Genomic DNA, 16,677 nt, shown 5'->3' on the forward strand with positions numbered 1-16,677 from the left:
CACCGTACGACGCCGATCTTCCACTAGTCACCCGAAATGGGACATCAGGCAGCACGATCAGGTCATGGGATGGCTTAAAGTTCGGGGCATGGCAGGTGTTGTGATCGGTGTGGCGCTGCTGGTCTTCTGGATCTTCTCGATCTTCGACGTGGCGACCACCCCGGAAGACGAGGTTAGGAACGTACCAAAAGCACTGTGGATGTTCGTAGTCGTCCTGCTCCCGCTGCTCGGCGGGCTGGTGTGGACGGCGCGCGGACGGCCGCGCGCCGAGCGCGCACCATCGGCGGTGCCCCCGGGTGCGGGCGCGCCGAAGGGGCCGGACGACGACCCCGACTTCCTTCGTGACCTCGAACGCAAGATGCGCGGCGACGACCTGAGCTAGTCGCCGCTGACGTCGGCGTAGCTGTGCAGACCCTCGACGAAGATGTTGACCCCCACCAGGTTGAACAGCAGGCAGCAGAACGCCAGGAGCTGCACGATCGTCGCGGCCCGCCCCCGCCATCCGGCGGTCACCCTGGCGTGCAGGTAGGCGGCGTAGGCCACCCAGGTGATGAACGACCAGACCTCCTTGGGGTCCCAGCCCCAGTAGCGACCCCAGGCCCGGTCCGCCCAGAGCGCGCCGGCGATGACGGCGAAGGTCCACAGCGGGAAGGCCAGCACGATCGCCCGGTGGGCCACCCGCTCCAGGTCGGCGCGGGCCGGCAGACGCGAGATCCCGTTGCCGCGCACCAGGTAGAGCACGCCTGACACGCCCGCCAGCGTCAGCAGGCCGCTGGCGATGATGGCCGCCGTGACGTGGATGGCGATCCAGTACGAGTTGAGCGCCGGCACGACGGGACCCGCCGCCGTGTAGAAGACCTTGGTCGCGAGCCCGAGGCCGAGCGCCGCGGTGACCGTGACGAAGGCGCCCAGGAAGCGCACGTTGTAGCGGAGCTGGGTGCCGAGGAACGCGGTCACGGCGGCGAAGCAGATGGCCACCACGAACTCGTACATGTTGCCCCACGGCCACCGGTCGGCGGCCAGGCCGCGGGTGACGATGGCGGTGAGGTTGGCCGCCCAGCCCAGCCAGGCGAGCGCGAGCGCGACCATCCCCGCCTTGGCGGCCCCACGAGAGGGCACGCCCGCACGGGGCGGCACCGCCGCGTCCGCACCGGGCGGCACCACCGCGCTCGCCGGGGCCGCATCCGCTGAGGCCCCGTCGGTCGGTCCCTCGCCGCCGGCCGCCGCCCCGACCGTCACCGGCTGCTTGACGGCGGCGGACGCCCCTGCGGCCGCCTCGTCCGGGCGGGCCCGGCCGAAGGCCAGGTCGAGTGCGAAGCCGACCATGGCGAAGACGTAGAGCAGGACGGCGGCGAGCACGAACTGATCGCTCAGCTCGGCGAGTTCGTTAGCGGACATCCTTGTCTCCTGCGGCTAGAACCTTGACGATGTCGGCGAACTCCTCGGCGAAGCCCGCCGCGGAGCCTTCGGTGCGGGTGAGGCCGCCCACCTGGACCACGCCGTCCTTGATCCGCACGAACACCCGGCGGCGGCGGATCATGAGCGAGAGCGCGATGGCGACCACGGCCGTCCCGGCCGCCGCGAGAGCGGGCCCGCGCCCGGGGTCGTAGGCCGTCTGGAGCGTGATCCACTGCTTGACCCCGGTGAACTCCAGCTTGCCCGCTCCGCCGGGCAGGTCGATCGACTGGCCGACCGCGAGCGGCTTGGGCACGTTGGTGCCCATGACGAGCGGGGTGAGCTTCTTCAGGACCTCGGGCGGCGCCAGCTCGTAGACCGACTGCGGCCGGCCGGAGCGCACCCCGAAGTCGCCGGAGAAGGCGCCGATGAGCTGCACCTCGGGGTTGAGCTCGCCGGGGAAGGCCGAGGCGTAGGTGCCGTCCGTCAGCGGCACGCTGGTGGGCAGGAACCGCAGCAGGAAGCCGAGCTGCGACGGCCGCGCGTCCGGCGCCTTGACCACGCATCCGGAGCTCATCGTGGCCTTCGCCTCGATCAGGCACGGGACCGGCCCTTCGAAGGCCACCTGGCCCTTGCCGTCGGTGACCTTGAAGACGGGGGCGTAGCCGTTGCCGATCAGGTAGGTCTGGGTGCCGTTGATCTCCAGCGGGTCGTTGACCTTGAGCTCGTAGTCGCGGGCGGGCGAGCCGGGCGAGTCGTTGACCCTCAGATGGCCGGTGTAGTCGAGCGCCTGCCCCTTCTTGTCGCCGGTGACCTGGTAGGACACCTTGAAGTCGGTGAGCTGGAAGGAGAACGGCTCCAGCGACTCGGCCGACACCTGGTTGCCGGGGATGAACCGGTCATAGGCCGCCACCGTGTTGGCGAACCCGTCGCCCTCCACGACCAGGACGTTGCCGCGATAGCCGAACAGGGAGCCGAAGCCGATCGCGAGCAGGATGCCGAGCAGCGCGATGTGGAAGAACAGGTTGCCGGTCTCGCGCAGGTAACCCTTCTCGGCCGAGACCCAGCCGTCGCCGGTCACGACGCGGAAGCGCAGCTTGCGCAGCCGCCGCGCGGCCTCCTCGACCCGCAGGTCGCCGTCGAAGGTCGCGGCGTGGGGCAGCTTGGCGACGTTCTTCGGCGCGGCGGGCGGCTTGCGGCGCAGCTCGCGCAGATAGGTCGCGGTGCGCGGGATGAGGCAGCCGATCAGCGAGGCGAACAGCAGCAGGTAGACGGCCGCGAACCAGGTCGAGGTGAAGACCTCGAAGAGCTGGAAGCGGTCGTACCACTCGGCGAGCACGGGGCTCTTCTCGTAGAGCTTCGCGACCTTGTCGGGCTCGACGCCGCGCTGCGGCACCAGCGAGCCCGGCACCGAGCCGAGCGCGAGCAGGAACAGCAGGATCAGCGCCGTCTTCATCGAGGTGAGCGTGCGCCAGCCCCACCGCAACCAGCCGACGACCCCGAACGTGGCCCCCTTGGGCTCCTGCTCCTTGTCCAGCTCCGTGACACTCATCTAGATCACCGGCTCGAAAGCGCCGATCAGTCCTTGCATGGCCGCGATCATCTCTCCCCACAGCCCGGTCACGAGCAGCACCCCGACGGCCACCATCATGCCGCCGCCGACCCTGGTGATCAGGCGCGAGTGCTTGCGAATGGCGCGGAACGTCCGAAGGGCCTTGCTGTACGCCAGGGCGGCGGCCACGAACGGCAGCCCCAGGCCCAGCGCGTACGCGACGGCCAGCAGGGCGCCCCTGGCGGCGCTGCCCTCGTTGAGCCCGAGGGTGAGCACGACGGCCAGCGTGGGCCCGATGCACGGCGTCCACCCCAGCCCGAACACCACGCCGAGCAGCGGCGCCCCGGCCAGCCCTGCGGCGGGCACCTTGTGGATGCGCACGTCGCGCATCAGCCAGGGCACGGCGCCCAGGAACACCAGCCCGAGCAGGATCGTCAGCACGCCGAGCACCCGGGTGATGATCTCGACGTTGCCCAGCATGACCGAGCCGAGCCCGCCGAACAGCGCTCCGCTGAGCACGAACACCAGCCCGAACCCGGCCACGAAGAGCACCGTGCCCAGCACCAGCCGCCCGCGTTTGGGATCGGCGCTCATGCCGGTCACGTAGGACAGATAGCCCGGCACCAGCGGCAGCACGCACGGCGACAGGAACGACACCACCCCGGCGAGCACCGCGATCGGCACCGCGAGCAACAACGAGCCCGAGGCGACGACGTCATTCATCGCGCACCTTGGTCACCGTGTTCAGCAGATCGGTGTATTTGACCGCGCCCAGGGCCCTGGCGGCGATCCGGCCCTGCTTGTCGATGATCAGCGTCGACGGGATGGCCGCGGGCGGCACCGTGCCCTGGAAGGCCAGCGCCACCTTGCCCGGCTGGTCGAAGATGTGCGGGTAGCCGGTCTGCTCGGTGCGCTCGAACGCCTGCGCGTCGGCCTGACGGTCCTTGAAGTCGATGCCGAGGAACTCCACGCCGCCCTTGGTCTTGGCGGCGACCTCCTTGAGCACCGGCGCCTCGGCCCGGCAGGGGCCGCACCACGACGCCCAGAAGTTGATCACCACGACCTTGCCCTTGTGCGCGGCCAGCGAGGCGGTCGCGCCGTCGATCGTCGGCCCCTCGATCGCGGGCGCGGTCTTGCGCTCGGCGGCCTCGAACACCTGCATTTTCCCGTCGCCGGCGACGAAGCGGGTGTCGCCCGCCTGGGGCTGACCGCTCTGGTTGCCCGCGCAGCCCGCGACCAGAGCAGCCAGGAGAACGAGGGTGAGGGACGTCGCGCGCACGGAGGAAGATCTCCTTGTACTACAACCGGTAGAGCTTGCAACTCTACCGTCGGGGCCCCGCGCTCCGGACACCGGGGAGCGCGTCAGGCCCCCGGAACGGACGGTCCAGGCCGGAGCGAGCCGGCGGGCTCGCTGTAGCCGATGCTGACCAGGCGGTCTCCGTCGAACGTGAGCGAGGTGAGGCTCGCCAGCGCGCACTGCCTGCGTCTCGGGTCGTGCCAGAGCCGGCGGCCCTCGGCGGCCGACCTGAGCGCCCAGATCGGGAGCTGGTGGCTGACGAGCACCGTCTCGTGCCCGCGCGCCGCCGCCCTGGCGTCGTCGATCATCGATTTCATCCGCTTGACGATCACGGGGTAAGCCTCGCCCCACGACGGCCTGAGCGGGTTCCAGAAGAAGCGGTAGTTTCGCGGATCGCGAAGCAGCGCCATGCCCTGGCCGACCTGGCGGCCCTCCAGGAGGTTCTCCGCCTCGATCAGGCGGACGTCCTGGACGATGTCGAGGCCGAGCTTGTCGGCGAGCGGCGCCGCGGTCTCCAGCGCGCGCTCCATCGGCGAGCTGAACAGCGCGACGATGTCACGGCCGCCGACCGCCTTGGCGACGGTCTCGGCCATGAGCTGACCTGTCTCGGACAGGTGGTAGCCGGGCAGCCTGCCATAGAGGAGGCCGGCGGGATTGTGCACCTCACCGTGGCGCAGCAGGTGGACGACGGTGGTTTCAGCCATGGTGCGCACAGCCTATCCGCTCCTCGGAACCGTGCGGAGGGCGCCCACCGGGTCATGGTGGGTAAAGTCGGCTCGAAAAGGAGCCGCCGCTTGAGCCCGTGGGCCCTCGTCCTCATCCTCGTCGCCGCCGTCTCCCATGCCTCCTGGAACCTGCTCAGCAAGAAGGCATCCCAGGCCGACGGCGTGGTCTTCCTCTGGCTCGTGGCCGTCACCGCCGTGGTCGTCTGGAGCCCGCTGTTCGCGGGGTTCCTGCTGGTCACGGGCGAGCGCCCCACCTGGCAGGACATCGCGGTGATCGGCGGCAGCGCGGCCCTGCACCTCGGCTACTTCGTGCTGCTCCAGCGCGGGTACGGCACGGGCGACCTGTCGGTCGTCTACCCGGTCGCGCGCGGCACAGGCCCCATGCTGGCCAGCCTGGTGGCCGTGTTGTTCCTCGGCGAGCGGCCCTCTCCCGGCGGCGTGGCGGGGATCGTGCTGGTCGGGCTGGGCGTGTTCCTGCTGAGCGGGGGCGTGACGGGGAGCGATCTCAAGGGGCTGGTCTTCGGGCTGGTCGTGGGGGTCTTCATCGCGGCGTACACGGTGTGGGACTCGCGGGTGGTGAGCGCGTTCGCCGTGGCGCCCGTGATGCTCAACTATCTCGGCGAGGTGGGGCGCGCTGCCGCGCTCACGCCCTTCGTGCTGCGCGGCCGGCGGGCGCTGGTGCGGCCCGTGTGGCGCGAGCACCGGCTCCGCGTGGTGGGCACGGCCGTGCTGGTCTTCGTGTCGTACCTGCTGGTGCTGATCGCGTTCACGATGGCGCCGGTGACGGTGGTGGCGCCTGCCCGCGAGATCAGCGTGCTGATCGCGGTCGTGCTCGGCGGGCGGCTGCTGGCCGAAGGCGACCTGCGGCGCCGGCTGCTGGCGGCCGGCGTCATCCTCGGCGGCGTGGTGGCCATCGCCCTGAGCTGAGCCGGGGGGTGGGGGCCATCGCCTGAGCTGAGCCGGGGTGGCTGGGCTGACCTGACCCGATGCTTTCAGGGGGTCACTTGACGGCCCAGGCGTTCTCCTGCTTCCTGCTCGACTCCGCCAGCGCCTCGACCAGCGCCCTGATCGCGGGACGGCGGGCGGCGTCGGTGCGCCACACGGCGTAGATGCGGCGCGTCTGGCGCGGCCTGAGCGGGACGAGACGCACGCCTTCGGGCACGCAGTCGCGGCCGAGCCGCGGCACGATCGCGCAGCCGAGACCGGCCGCCACCAGGGCGAGCTGGGTCGGATACTCGTCGGCCATGCAGGCGATCACCGGCTCCAGCGAGGCGTTGCGCAGCGTGAAGACCAGCCAGTCGTGGCAGACGGTGCCGGGCGATGAGCTGATCCACCGGTCACCGCTGAGCTCGGCCAGCTCCAGCTCCTTGCGGCCCGCGAGCGGATGGCCGGCGGGCACCGCCACGTCGGCCACGTCGTCGAGCAGCGTGGCCCTGGACAGGCCCTCGGGCATGGCCGTGGGCCGGTTGTGCCAGTCCTGGATCACGCCCAGGTCCAGCTCGCCCCTGGCCACGTCGCGCAGCACCCGCTCCGGCTCGCGTTCGTTGAGCTGGATCCACAGGTCGGGATGGAGCTTGCGGAGCGCGGCCAGCGCGCCCGGCATCAGGCCCCGGGTGGCGGTGGCGAAGGAGGCGACGTTGAGGCGGCCGACGACCTCGCCGCGCAGCGCCTCGAAGTCGGCCTCGGCGGTCTCGACCAGGGCGAGGATGCGCTCGGCGTGCTCGGCGAGCAGCCCGGCGGCGTCCGTCAGCCTGATGCCCCGGCCGTTGCGTTCCACGAGCCTGGCCCCGGTCTCCCGTTCCAGCTTGGCGATCTGCTGCGACACGGCCGACGGGGTGACCATGAGCGCGTCGGCCGCAGCCCCCACCGACCCGTAGGTGTGCACGGCGTGGAGGGCCTTGAGCCGGTTGAGATCCAACATGTAAGCCAGCCTAAATGGTTTAGCGTAGAAAGTCTCGCTTGTCCTCCAATGTGTAGTGGATGAAAATAGATGCATGAGAAACAACACGGTGAACAAGCAACAGTCCGGCTCCACCTCCTACCTCAAGGTGCTCGCCGATCAGGCCCGTGAGCAGCGCATCCGCCACCAGAAGCCCACCCGCTGAAGTGAGCGCCCGGCCCAGGATCAGCCGAGAACGCCGGCAGCGGCCTTGGCCGCTGCCGGGAGCGCCTCAGCGACCCGGCTGATCGCCTCGTCGTCGTGCGACGCCGACAGGAACCACGCCTCGTACGCCGAAGGCGGCAGATAGACGCCCTGGTCGAGCATCGCGTGGAAGAACGCGGTGAACGCGGCGGTGTTCTGCGTCTTGGCCTCGTCGAAGTTCGTCACCTCGGCGTCCGTGAAGAAGATCGAGAACAGGCTGCCCGCCCGCTGCAGCCGGTGCGGCACCCCCGCCGTCGCCAGCGCCTCCGAGGCGGCCTGGCCCACGGCCAGCGCGGCGGTGTCCACCCGCTCGTAGGCGGCGGCGTCGAGAGCACGCAGCGTGGCCAGCCCGGCGGCGCAGGCCAGCGGGTTACCCGACAGCGTGCCCGCCTGGTAGACCGGCCCCTCGGGAGCGAGGCAGGCCATGACGTCGGCCCGCCCGCCGAACGCGGCCGCCGGCAGCCCGCCGCCCATGACCTTGCCGAACGTCATGAGGTCGGCGTCGACGGGGTCGAGGCCGTACCAGCCGGCCGGTGAGACCCGGAAGCCGGTCAGCACCTCATCCACGATGAGCAGCGCCCCGTTGGCCGTGCACAACTCGCGCAGCCGCGCGTTGAAGCCGGCCCGCGGCGGGACGACGCCCATGTTGGCCGGGCACGCCTCGGTGATCACGCACGCGATGTCGGCCGCCGCGAACGCCTCCTCGACGGCCTCGATGGAGTTGTAGGGCAGCACGATCGTGTCCGCCGCCGACGCCCCGGTCACCCCAGGCGTGTCGGGCAGCCCGAACGTCACCACCCCGGACCCCGCCGCGGCCAGCAGCGCGTCCACGTGCCCGTGGTAGCAGCCGGCGAACTTGATCACCTTGGACCGCCCGGTGAACCCGCGGGCCAGCCGCACGGCGCTCATGGTCGCCTCGGTGCCGGAGCTGACCAGCCGCACCTTCTCGACGGGCGCCACCCTGGCGACGATCTCCTCGGCCAGCTCCACCTCGCCGGGGGTGGCGGTGCCGAAGGAGAACCCGTGGGCCACCGCGCCGGAAACGGCCTCGACGACGGCCGGATGGCGATGCCCGAGGATCATCGGGCCCCAGGAGCACACCAGGTCGACATATCTGTTGCCGTCGACGTCGGTGATGTACGGGCCCTGGCCGGCGGCCATGAAGCGGGGCGTGCCGCCCACCGCGCCGAACGCGCGGACCGGGGAGTTGACGCCACCGGGAACGATCTGGCGGGCGCGGGCGAACAGGTCCTCGGAGTTCTGTGTACGGCTCACCCGACCCAGGTTAGCCGCGGCCAGGGGCGGCGGCTCAGTCGGCCAGCCACTCCAGGATGCGCAGCGGGTCGGGCAGCGGCCGGCCGTCCGGAGGCCGCAACCAGGAGACGGGCTGCCCGGTGGGCAGCGTGGACGGCGGCGCGAGCACGTAACTGTCACGGCAGTGCCACCGCAGTCCGGGCGTGTCGTCAATGGTCGCGGGGTCGCAGTCGAGCTGACACGACCACCACTCGTCCTCGTCGTCCGGGTTGCCGCGGGTGGCCACATAAAACAGGACCCGGTCGCCGTTGGCGGCGACCGGGCCCGGGTGCGCTCCTGCGGTGTCGATCCGGGTGAGGGCCGACAGGCCGGAGGCGAGCGGTACGTCGAAGACATCGAACACGTGCCCGGTGGGCAGGATCACATTGGCCTCGGGCTCGGCCTGCCACCAGCGCGTCAGCAGGGCGGGGTCCGTCGTGGCCTGCATGTGCCAGGCGGGAGAGAGCGGATGGGCGCCAGGGTCCGGACATCCGACGCGGTCACAGGAGCAGGCGCGCCACCCCTGACGCAGCGGATGGGCGCCGGGCACGATGGGCCAGCCCAGTGCGGCGTATTCGAGCACGGAGCCGATGCGCGTCGGCCGCGCCCGCTTTCTGGTACGCCGAGCCAGTGGTACCCCCACCATGGTGTGTCTCCCGTCCCAGTGCCTGAGGAGGTCCCCGGCTCCCGGGCGGACATGCGCACACGCGGGGACACACCAGCACTTGTTACTGCACTCTAACGCACAGGCCCCAGGAGTTGACGGGAAACCCCTGGGTTAGAGCGTGCGCGCCACTTCGGTGGCCCAGTACGTCAGGATCAGGTCGGCCCCGGCGCGCTTGATCGCCACCAGGGACTCCATGATCATGCGTTCCCGGTCCACCCAGCCGTTGGCCGCCGCGGCCTCGATCATCGCGTACTCGCCGCTGACCTGGTAGGCCGCCACCGGCACGTCGACCTCGTCGCGGAAGCGGGTGATCACGTCGAGGTAGGCCAGCGCGGGCTTGACCATCACCACGTCCGCGCCTTCGGCCAGGTCGAGCCGGACCTCGCGCAGCGCCTCCTCCAGCGGCCCCGCCGGGTCCTGCTGGTGGGTGCTGCGGTCGCCGAACTGCGGCGCGCACTCGGCGGCGTCACGGAACGGCCCGTAGAAGGCGGAGGCGTATTTCGCCGAATAAGCCATGATCGGGACGTTGCCGTAGCCTGCCCCGTCCAGCGCGGCCCGGATCGCGCCGACCTGGCCGTCCATCATCCCGCTCGGCGCCACCATCTGGGAGCCCGCGGCGGCCTGCGCCACCGCGATCGAGGCGTACCGCTCCAGCGTGGCGTCGTTGTCCACGTCACCCGACGGCGTCAGGATGCCGCAGTGCCCGTGGTCGGTGAACTCGTCGAGGCAGGTGTCGGCCATCACCACGATGGAGTCGCCGACCTCGGCGCTCACCTCGCGCAGGGCCACCTGCAGGATCCCGCCGGGGTCGTCGCCGGCCGAGCCGCGGGCATCCTTGACGGCCGGGATGCCGAACAAGATCAGCCCGCCCACGCCGGCCTCGGCCGCCTCGTGCGCGGCCTTGCGCAGCGAGTCGCGGGTGTGCTGCATGACGCCCGGCATCGACGCCACGGGCTGCGGCTCGGCGATGCCTTCCTTGACGAACATGGGCAGGATCAGGTCGGCGGCGTGCAGCCGGGTGCCCGCGACCATGCGGCGCAGCGCGGGGTTGCGGCGCAACCGCCGGGGACGGGCGACGGGATAGTGCGCGCTCATCTGCCTCTCCTTCTGGCGCCCCGGCGGTTCTGCGAGGGCCTGCGCGGGGTGTCACCGACCGCCACGGCCGCCTGGCGCTGCTTGGCGCCGTACTCGGCCAGCGCCGCGGCCAGCGCGGTCGCGGACGGCCGGTCGGCCATGACGTCGACCCGGAGCCCGAACTCCTCGGCCGTCTTGGCCGTCTGCGGGCCGATGACCGCGATCACGGTCACGTTGTGCGGCTTGCCGGCGATGCCCACCAGGTTGCGCACGGTGGAGGAGGAGGTGAAGAGCACGGCGTCGAAGCCGCCGCCCTTGATCGCCTCACGGATGGGCGCGGGCGGCGGCGCGGCCCGCACGGTGCGGTACGCGGTGACGTCGTCGCACTCCCAGCCCAGCTCGGTGAGCCCGGCCACCAGCGTGTCGGTGGAGATGTCGGCCCGCGGCAGCAGCACCCGGTTGATCGGGTCGAGCATCGAGTCGTAAGGCGGCCACTCGGCCACCAGCCCCTCGGACGACTGCTCGCCCGACGGCAGCAGGTCGGGCTTGACCCCGAACTCGACCAGGGCCCGCGCGGTGGCGTCGCCCACGGCGGCCACCTTGAGCCCGGCGAAGGCGCGCGCGTCGAGGCCGTATTCCTCGAACTTCTCGCGCACGGCCTTGACCGCGTTGGCGCTGGTGAAGGCCACCCACTCGTAACGGCCGGTGACGAGACCCTTGATGGCGCGGTCCATCTGCTGCGGCGTGCGGGGCGGCTCGACCGAGATGGTCGGCACCTCCTCGGGCACCGCGCCGTAGGCCACGAGCTGGTCGGACAGGCTGCGGGACTGCTCCTTGGTGCGCGGCACCAGCACCCGCCAGCCGAACAGCGGCTTGGTCTCGAACCACGACAATCTGTCGCGCTGCCCCACGGCCTCGCCGACGACGATCAGCGCGGGCTCGGTGAACCCGGCGTGCTTGAGGTCGGCCTGGAGCCTGCCGAGCGAGGACACCACGGTGTACTGCTCGGTGGTGGTGCCGCCACTGCTGACGGCGACGGGCGTGCTGTCGGGTTTGCCGCCGTTGATGAGGGCCTTGCCGATGGCCACGGCGTCGGCCACGCCGTTGTAGATCACCAGGGTGCCGCGGGTGGCGGCGTGGGAGGCCCAGTCCTGCTGCTGCGCCGCGTCGACGACGCGGAACTCGGGCACACCCGTGGCCGCCGGGATGCCGGCGTAGGTGAGCACCGCGGTCGCGGGCGGCACGCCGGGCACGATCTCGAAGTCCACCTCCGCCGCGGCGCAGGCCGCGACCTCCTCGGTGATCGAGGAGAACAACATGGGATCGCCCTCGCACAGGCGCACGACGAGCTGCCCGGCCTTGGCGCGCCGGACGTAGTCGCCTTCGGCGACCTCGACTCCTTCGCGGCAGTGGCGCAGCAGCGGGCCGTGCGTCTCCTGGTCGAGCACCACCGCGTCGGCCTTGGCGAGCAGTTCGGCGGCACGGAGCGTAAGCAGATTGGGATCACCGGGACCCGCGCCTACGAACGCGACGAAACCGGAGGTCGGACTATCGGAGCTCAATGGGAATGCTCCCCCATCAATCTGTCGGCACCTTCGGCGATCATCTCGGCCGCTAGGAGGCGGCCGAGGTTTGCAGCCTCCGAAGGAGAGCCGGCGGCGGACTTGCGGATCGCCTCACGGCCGTCGACAGCGACGACCGAGGCGGTCAGGTTCAGAGTGTGCCCGTCATCGGCCGCGAAAGCACCCACCGGAGCGGCGCAGCCGGCCTCGAGGGCGGACAGCACGGCGCGCTCGGCGGTCACCGCGGAGCGGGTGCGCGGGTCGTCGAGCACGCTGAGGAAATCGATCAGGTCGGCGCGGTCGGAGCGGCATTCCACGGCCAGCGCGCCCTGACCGGGCGCGGGCAGCAGCTCCTCCAGCTCGAAGATCTGCGCGATCTCGGCGGCGCGGCCGATCCTGGTCAGGCCGGCCGCGGCGAGCACGACCGCGTCGAGCTCGCCCGAGGTCACCTTGCCGATGCGCGTGTCGGCGTTGCCGCGGATCGGGACGTACTCGAGATCGGGGCGCAGGGCGCTCAGCATGGCGACCCGGCGGGGCGAGCCGGTGCCGACCCGCGCGCCGGGCGCGAGATCGGCGAACTTGTGCGGGCCGACCAGCGCGTCGCGGTGGTCGTGCCGGGCGGGGAGCGCGGCGAGCGTGAAACGCGGGTCCTGCTTGGTCGGCAGGTCCTTCAGCGAGTGGACGGCGAAGTCGATCTCGTCGGCCATGAGCTTGTCGCGCAGCGCGCTGACGAACACGCCCGTGCCGCCGAGCTGCGCGAGATGGGCCTTGGTCACGTCGCCGAAGGTGGTCACGCCGACCAGCTCGACCGCGCGGCCGGTGCGCTGGGTGTAGGCGTCGGCCACCATCCCCGACTGCGTGGTGGCCAGCAGGCTGCGGCGGGTCCCCAGCCGCAGAGTCCCTGACGTCACAGCTCCACCTCCCTCACGGCCTCGGGCATCTTCGGATCCAGGTTGAACAGCTCGCGCAGAGCTTCCGCATAATGATCGCCTCCTGGGGAGGTGGCGAGCTGCTTGACACGCACAGTCGGCTCGTGAAGCAGTTTGTCGACGACCCGCTGCACGGTCATGGCCACCTCATCCCTGGCTCGTTGGTCTAGATCGGGCACCCGCATGAGCAGGCGGCCCAGCTCCGACTCCACGACGCCCGCCGCCTTGCTCCGCAACGCCACCACGGTCGGGGTGACCTTGGCGGCCCGCTCGGCGTCGAGGTAGGCGCGCAGCTCCTCTGCGACCAGCGCGCGCACGGACCGGACCGCGTCGCCTTCCCGCGCTCCGATGCCCGACTCCTGGATCGTCTCCAGGTCGACGAGCGTGATGCCCGCTACTGAGCGTACCGCCGGGTCGACGTCGTGCGGCAACGCCAGGTCCAGCAGGAACGCCTCACGGGTGAGCATGCCGGGGGTGATGATGTGGCGGCCCGCGCCCGTACAGGTGATGACGATGTCCGCGCCGGCCAGCTCCTCGGCCACGGCGGCGAACTCCACGGCGCGGCCTCCGACGGACTCCGCCAGCCGGGCGCCCCGCTCGAACGTGCGGTTGGCCACCACGATGTCGCTGACGCCGGCGCGGGCCAGTGTGGCGGCGGCCAGCGAGCTCATCGAGCCCGCGCCTACCACCAGCGCCCGCCGGCCGGCCAGCTCGCCCGCCAGGGCCAGCCCGGCGGTCACGAGGGAGGCGCCGGCCTGGTCGATCTCGGTGTCGTGGTGCGCCCGCTTGCCGACCCGCAGCGCCTGCTGGACCAGCTCGTTGAGCACGGCGCCGACGGTGCCCTGACGCTGCCCGAGCTTGAGTGCCTGGCGGACCTGGCCGAGGATCTGGCCCTCGCCGACCACCATGGAGTCGAGGCCGCAGACCAGGGAGAACAGGTGCTCGACGGCCCGCTCCTCGTAGTGCACGTAGAGGTGCGGCGTCAGCTCCTCCACGGGCACGCCCGAGTGCAGGCCCAGTAGGCCACTGACGGCGGTGACGGCGGGGTGGAAGCGGTCGACCGTGACGTAGACCTCGACCCTGTTGCAGGTCGAGACCACCATGGCTTCCGCGACGCAGGGGTCTTCCCGTACGTCGTGCAGCAGCTTGGCGAGCGCGTCACCCGTCATCGAGACGCGCTCGAGCAGGGCCACCGGAGCGGTCCGGTGACTGAGTCCGATAGCCAGAACACTCATTGACTGTCCACCGCCATGAGTGGCCCCCCAGCCTTGCGTTGCTCGTGGAACGCGAGAATCTGCAGTTCGATTGATAGGTCGACTTTCCGAACATCGACACTTTCCGGTACGGATAGTACGACTGGGGCGAAGTTCAGGATGCTGGTTACGCCCACGGCTATCACGCGATCACAAACTTCCTGTGCCGCCGCCGCCGGTGTCGCCAGAACCACGATCGAGACTCCACGCCGTCCGATCAGGGCTTCCAGTTCGTCGATGTGCTCCACATTCAATCCCGCGATGGTGTCGCCCACGACTTCGGGGTCGGCGTCGACCAGCGCCGCCACCCGGAAGCCCCTGGAGACGAAGCCGCCGTAGTTGGCCAGCGCGCGGCCGAGGTTGCCGACTCCGACGATGGCCACCGCCCAGTCTTGCGTCAGGCCGAGCTCACGGGAGATCTGGTAGACGAGGTACTCGACGTCATAGCCTACGCCTCGGGTGCCGTAGGAGCCGAGATGCGACAGATCCTTGCGCAGCTTGGCCGAGTTGACCCCGGCGGCTATGGCCAGGTCCTCCGAGCTGACGGTCGCGATGCCCCGCTCGGCCATCCCGTTCAGCGCCCGCAGGTACAACGGAAGCCGGGCGACCGTCGCCTCGGGAATACCGCGGTCACGGGGCTGGGACGGGCTCTTCACGTGCCGGAGCTCCAGGGTGCGGGCGGCTTGGGGGCCGCGTGAACGGAATCGAACCGTCTTTGAGGTTAATCCCTTTGTGAACCGATGCACAAAGTCGCGGCGGTACGGTGGCCCCATGCGTCGCATCACGTTGCTCAGCAAACCCGGCTGTCACCTCTGTGACGACGCGCGCGAAATCGTCGCCAGAGTCGCGGACGAGCTCGGCGTGCCCTGGGAGGAGGTCAGCATCGACTCCTCCGAGGAGCTCAAGGAGAAATACTGGGAGATGATCCCGGTCACACTGATCGACGGCGTGCAGCACGACTTCTGGCGGGTGGACGAGAACCGCCTGCGGGCGGCGCTCAGCACGTAGCCGCCGGCGGGCGGGGGCCCTCAGTACATCGCTGTCGGCAGGGGCACCACCTTCGCGGCGTTGACGTGCAGCTCGATGACGTTGGTCGCCAGCACCATGGACTGGCGCTCGTTGAGGAACCTCTCGACGTGCGGCTGCCGCTGGTGGTCGCGGTAGGCGACCTCGTCGCGGTAGAGCTCGTAGACGATGCGCTGCAGGGGCGCCGACTTGACCGCGTGGCAGGCGTAGACGAGCGTGTCGGGCTCGCTGCGGCGCACGGCCTCGACGGTCGCCTCGGCCAGCCGGTCGAACGCCTCGCCGGCGCCGTCCATGATCGTGAAGACGGTGAGCAGCCCGTAGATGTTCGGTGCGGGCTTGGTGGAGCCCTGCTGCTGCTGCTGCGGGCCGGGGAACAGCTCGGCGCCGGGGTAGACGGCCCCGGTGCCCGGCATGGCGTAGTCGGGCCGCTGGGGCGGGGCGCCGTTCATGATGTAGCCGGTCGCGGGCCCGGTCTCGGGCGGCGCGGCCATCCGGGCGGCGTAGTCGATCTCCTGATCGCCCGCGCGGTATTCGGCCACCAGGTCGCCCAGCCCCGACGACCGGCGCTGCGGCGCGGCCGGCAGGTCGGCGGCCGGCACGGGCTCGGGCATCGCCCGGTGCCCCGGCTGCGGCTGGGCACGCTGCTGTTGCGTGTGCGGCTGCTGCTGGGGCGGGGCTCCCATCGCCGACTGCGCCCGCTCCTCCCGGTACGCGGATCGCTCCTCGCGGCGCTGAGAGCGCCCCTCCGGGCGGGAAGAGCGGTCGTCGCGGTCCGGGGCGAAGTCGTCCTCGTCGTCGTCCTCGTACGGCGCCAGCGGCCTCAGCACGGTGTACCAGATCGCCGCCGCGGCCACGATGAGGAGGACCGTGGTGACGAACGGCGAAACCGCGAACCGCATCGCGCCCACGAGGGCGATGCCCGACGGGACGACGACCGCCACCGCGTGCAGGTTGTCGGTGTCGTACTCGTCGCCGCTGCGCCACTTGAGCGCCGCCGTCACGAGCATGGCCAGCATGATCAGCACGTCGAGGACGTGCACGCCGATCAGCAGGTAGCCGGGGATGATGCCCCAGAAGTCCGTGCCCGAGGGCAGGACCTTGGTCATCTCCGTGGACTTGAGCGGGTCGAAAATCATGATCGCGGCGGCCACGACGGTCAGCGCGACACCGAGCAACCACGCCAGGAATCTCGGCGGCGCCTTCTCGGCCAGCAACTGCACCAGGCCGACGGCCAGCCAGAGCGGCGCCAGCAGCGACCCCGTCACCTGATAGGCCCGGAACGTGACGCCGCCGAACCCCATCAGGTAGCCGATCCCGATCACGCCGAGCGACAGGCACAAGGCGGCGGCTGCAACGGTCCAGGCGATCAACCACCCCTCTGGCTCGTCGCGAAGGCGTCGAATCAGGGCACCAGCCGCGACGGCGGCCAGGAGCGCACCGGCAAGAGCTATGACAGCAACGAGGATCTCCATGGTGACTCCAATGCTGCCGGACTATGCCTCCCAGCCGGTAGCCGAAGAGGGAACAGGTCGGTCGGTCCACAGGTGGGCCGGCACCCCGGGGGGGCGGGATACGACCCTAAGGAGGCCTTGTCCAGCGGCTTATCGCAGGTGGCGCAGTGTGTGCCCGCGTCGGCCGCGTACGACGGCTTACCGCAGGTCGCGGGGTGTGCGCCTATACGGTATCTGCCGAATAAGCCGTCCAATGCCAGCAATCTGTGGATTGTGGAATTTCCGGTTGATTTCTAGAGTGTTCGAGCAC

Annotated in this window: 17 protein-coding genes; 3 read left to right on the plus strand and 14 right to left on the minus strand. The window is 70.8% G+C overall.

The annotated features are described in order from the left end of the window. Window positions 1–88 precede the first annotated feature (88 nt). The gene (locus tag ACWD0F_RS35930; RefSeq protein WP_449883962.1) at window positions 89–382 is read left to right on the plus strand and encodes a PLDc N-terminal domain-containing protein; all 294 of its coding nucleotides are present in this window, start codon (window positions 89–91) and stop codon (window positions 380–382) included. Here the strand turns inward: ACWD0F_RS35930 and ccsB are convergent. The 5 genes from ccsB to ACWD0F_RS35955 all read right to left on the minus strand — a co-directional run bounded on the left by ccsB (window position 379) and on the right by ACWD0F_RS35955 (window position 4,948). Beyond that, a complete protein-coding gene (ccsB, locus tag ACWD0F_RS35935) occupies window positions 379–1,398 on the minus strand; it encodes a c-type cytochrome biogenesis protein CcsB (protein WP_449883965.1) in 1,020 nt (339 codons plus the stop codon). The genes ACWD0F_RS35930 and ccsB overlap by 4 nt on opposite strands. Continuing rightward, entirely contained in the window at window positions 1,388–2,947 is a 1,560-nt protein-coding gene (resB, locus tag ACWD0F_RS35940) for a cytochrome c biogenesis protein ResB (RefSeq protein WP_449883967.1), read from the minus strand. Before resB ends, ccsB begins: the two co-directional genes overlap by 11 nt. Continuing rightward, window positions 2,948–3,670, minus strand: a complete 723-nt coding sequence (locus tag ACWD0F_RS35945; RefSeq protein WP_449883970.1) for a cytochrome c biogenesis CcdA family protein — start codon at window positions 3,668–3,670, stop codon at window positions 2,948–2,950. It abuts the gene before it with no gap. Further along, on the minus strand, window positions 3,663–4,226 hold the full coding sequence (locus ACWD0F_RS35950) for a TlpA family protein disulfide reductase (RefSeq protein ID WP_449883974.1): 564 nt from the start codon (window positions 4,224–4,226) through the stop codon (window positions 3,663–3,665). Before ACWD0F_RS35950 ends, ACWD0F_RS35945 begins: the two co-directional genes overlap by 8 nt. An 83-nt stretch (window positions 4,227–4,309) precedes the next feature. Next, a complete protein-coding gene (locus ACWD0F_RS35955; RefSeq protein ID WP_449883977.1) occupies window positions 4,310–4,948 on the minus strand; it encodes a histidine phosphatase family protein in 639 nt (212 codons plus the stop codon). A gap of 90 nt (window positions 4,949–5,038) precedes the next feature. Between ACWD0F_RS35955 and ACWD0F_RS35960 the strand changes: the two genes are divergently transcribed. Further along, entirely contained in the window at window positions 5,039–5,896 is an 858-nt protein-coding gene (locus tag ACWD0F_RS35960; RefSeq protein WP_449883979.1) for an EamA family transporter, read from the plus strand. Between the two features lie 73 nt (window positions 5,897–5,969). Here the strand turns inward: ACWD0F_RS35960 and ACWD0F_RS35965 are convergent, their stop codons facing one another. From ACWD0F_RS35965 to ACWD0F_RS36000, 8 genes are all read right to left on the minus strand, one after another. Continuing rightward, a complete protein-coding gene (locus ACWD0F_RS35965; RefSeq protein ID WP_449883982.1) occupies window positions 5,970–6,890 on the minus strand; it encodes a LysR family transcriptional regulator in 921 nt (306 codons plus the stop codon). A gap of 204 nt (window positions 6,891–7,094) precedes the next feature. After that, on the minus strand, window positions 7,095–8,387 hold the full coding sequence (gene hemL / locus ACWD0F_RS35970) for a glutamate-1-semialdehyde 2,1-aminomutase (RefSeq protein WP_449883983.1): 1,293 nt from the start codon (window positions 8,385–8,387) through the stop codon (window positions 7,095–7,097). 34 nt (window positions 8,388–8,421) lie between these two features. Then, window positions 8,422–9,051, minus strand: a complete 630-nt coding sequence (locus tag ACWD0F_RS35975; RefSeq protein WP_449883986.1) for a bifunctional DNA primase/polymerase — start codon at window positions 9,049–9,051, stop codon at window positions 8,422–8,424. Window positions 9,052–9,183: 132 nt separating this feature from the next. Then, complete coding sequence (gene hemB / locus ACWD0F_RS35980; RefSeq protein WP_449883988.1) at window positions 9,184–10,167, minus strand: porphobilinogen synthase; 984 nt, start codon at window positions 10,165–10,167, stop codon at window positions 9,184–9,186. Next, window positions 10,164–11,708, minus strand: a complete 1,545-nt coding sequence (locus ACWD0F_RS35985; RefSeq protein ID WP_449883990.1) for a uroporphyrinogen-III synthase — start codon at window positions 11,706–11,708, stop codon at window positions 10,164–10,166. The genes hemB and ACWD0F_RS35985 overlap by 4 nt, the downstream gene beginning before the upstream one ends. Beyond that, complete coding sequence (gene hemC / locus ACWD0F_RS35990) at window positions 11,705–12,619, minus strand: hydroxymethylbilane synthase (RefSeq protein ID WP_449883993.1); 915 nt, start codon at window positions 12,617–12,619, stop codon at window positions 11,705–11,707. Before hemC ends, ACWD0F_RS35985 begins: the two co-directional genes overlap by 4 nt. Beyond that, entirely contained in the window at window positions 12,616–13,872 is a 1,257-nt protein-coding gene (locus ACWD0F_RS35995) for a glutamyl-tRNA reductase (RefSeq protein WP_449883996.1), read from the minus strand. The genes hemC and ACWD0F_RS35995 overlap by 4 nt, the downstream gene beginning before the upstream one ends. Further along, window positions 13,869–14,546: a redox-sensing transcriptional repressor Rex gene (locus ACWD0F_RS36000; protein WP_449883999.1), complete on the minus strand. Its 678-nt coding sequence runs from the start codon at window positions 14,544–14,546 to the stop codon at window positions 13,869–13,871. Before ACWD0F_RS36000 ends, ACWD0F_RS35995 begins: the two co-directional genes overlap by 4 nt. A 115-nt stretch (window positions 14,547–14,661) precedes the next feature. Between ACWD0F_RS36000 and ACWD0F_RS36005 the strand changes: the two genes are divergently transcribed. Next, window positions 14,662–14,898: a glutaredoxin family protein gene (locus ACWD0F_RS36005; protein WP_449884002.1), complete on the plus strand. Its 237-nt coding sequence runs from the start codon at window positions 14,662–14,664 to the stop codon at window positions 14,896–14,898. Window positions 14,899–14,918: 20 nt separating this feature from the next. On the opposite strand, the gene ACWD0F_RS36010 is transcribed toward ACWD0F_RS36005, so the two are convergent. Then, window positions 14,919–16,388: an antibiotic biosynthesis monooxygenase gene (locus ACWD0F_RS36010; protein ID WP_449884005.1), complete on the minus strand. Its 1,470-nt coding sequence runs from the start codon at window positions 16,386–16,388 to the stop codon at window positions 14,919–14,921. Window positions 16,389–16,677: the final 289 nt, after the last annotated feature.

The organism is Nonomuraea sp. NPDC002799 (assembly GCF_053592075.1).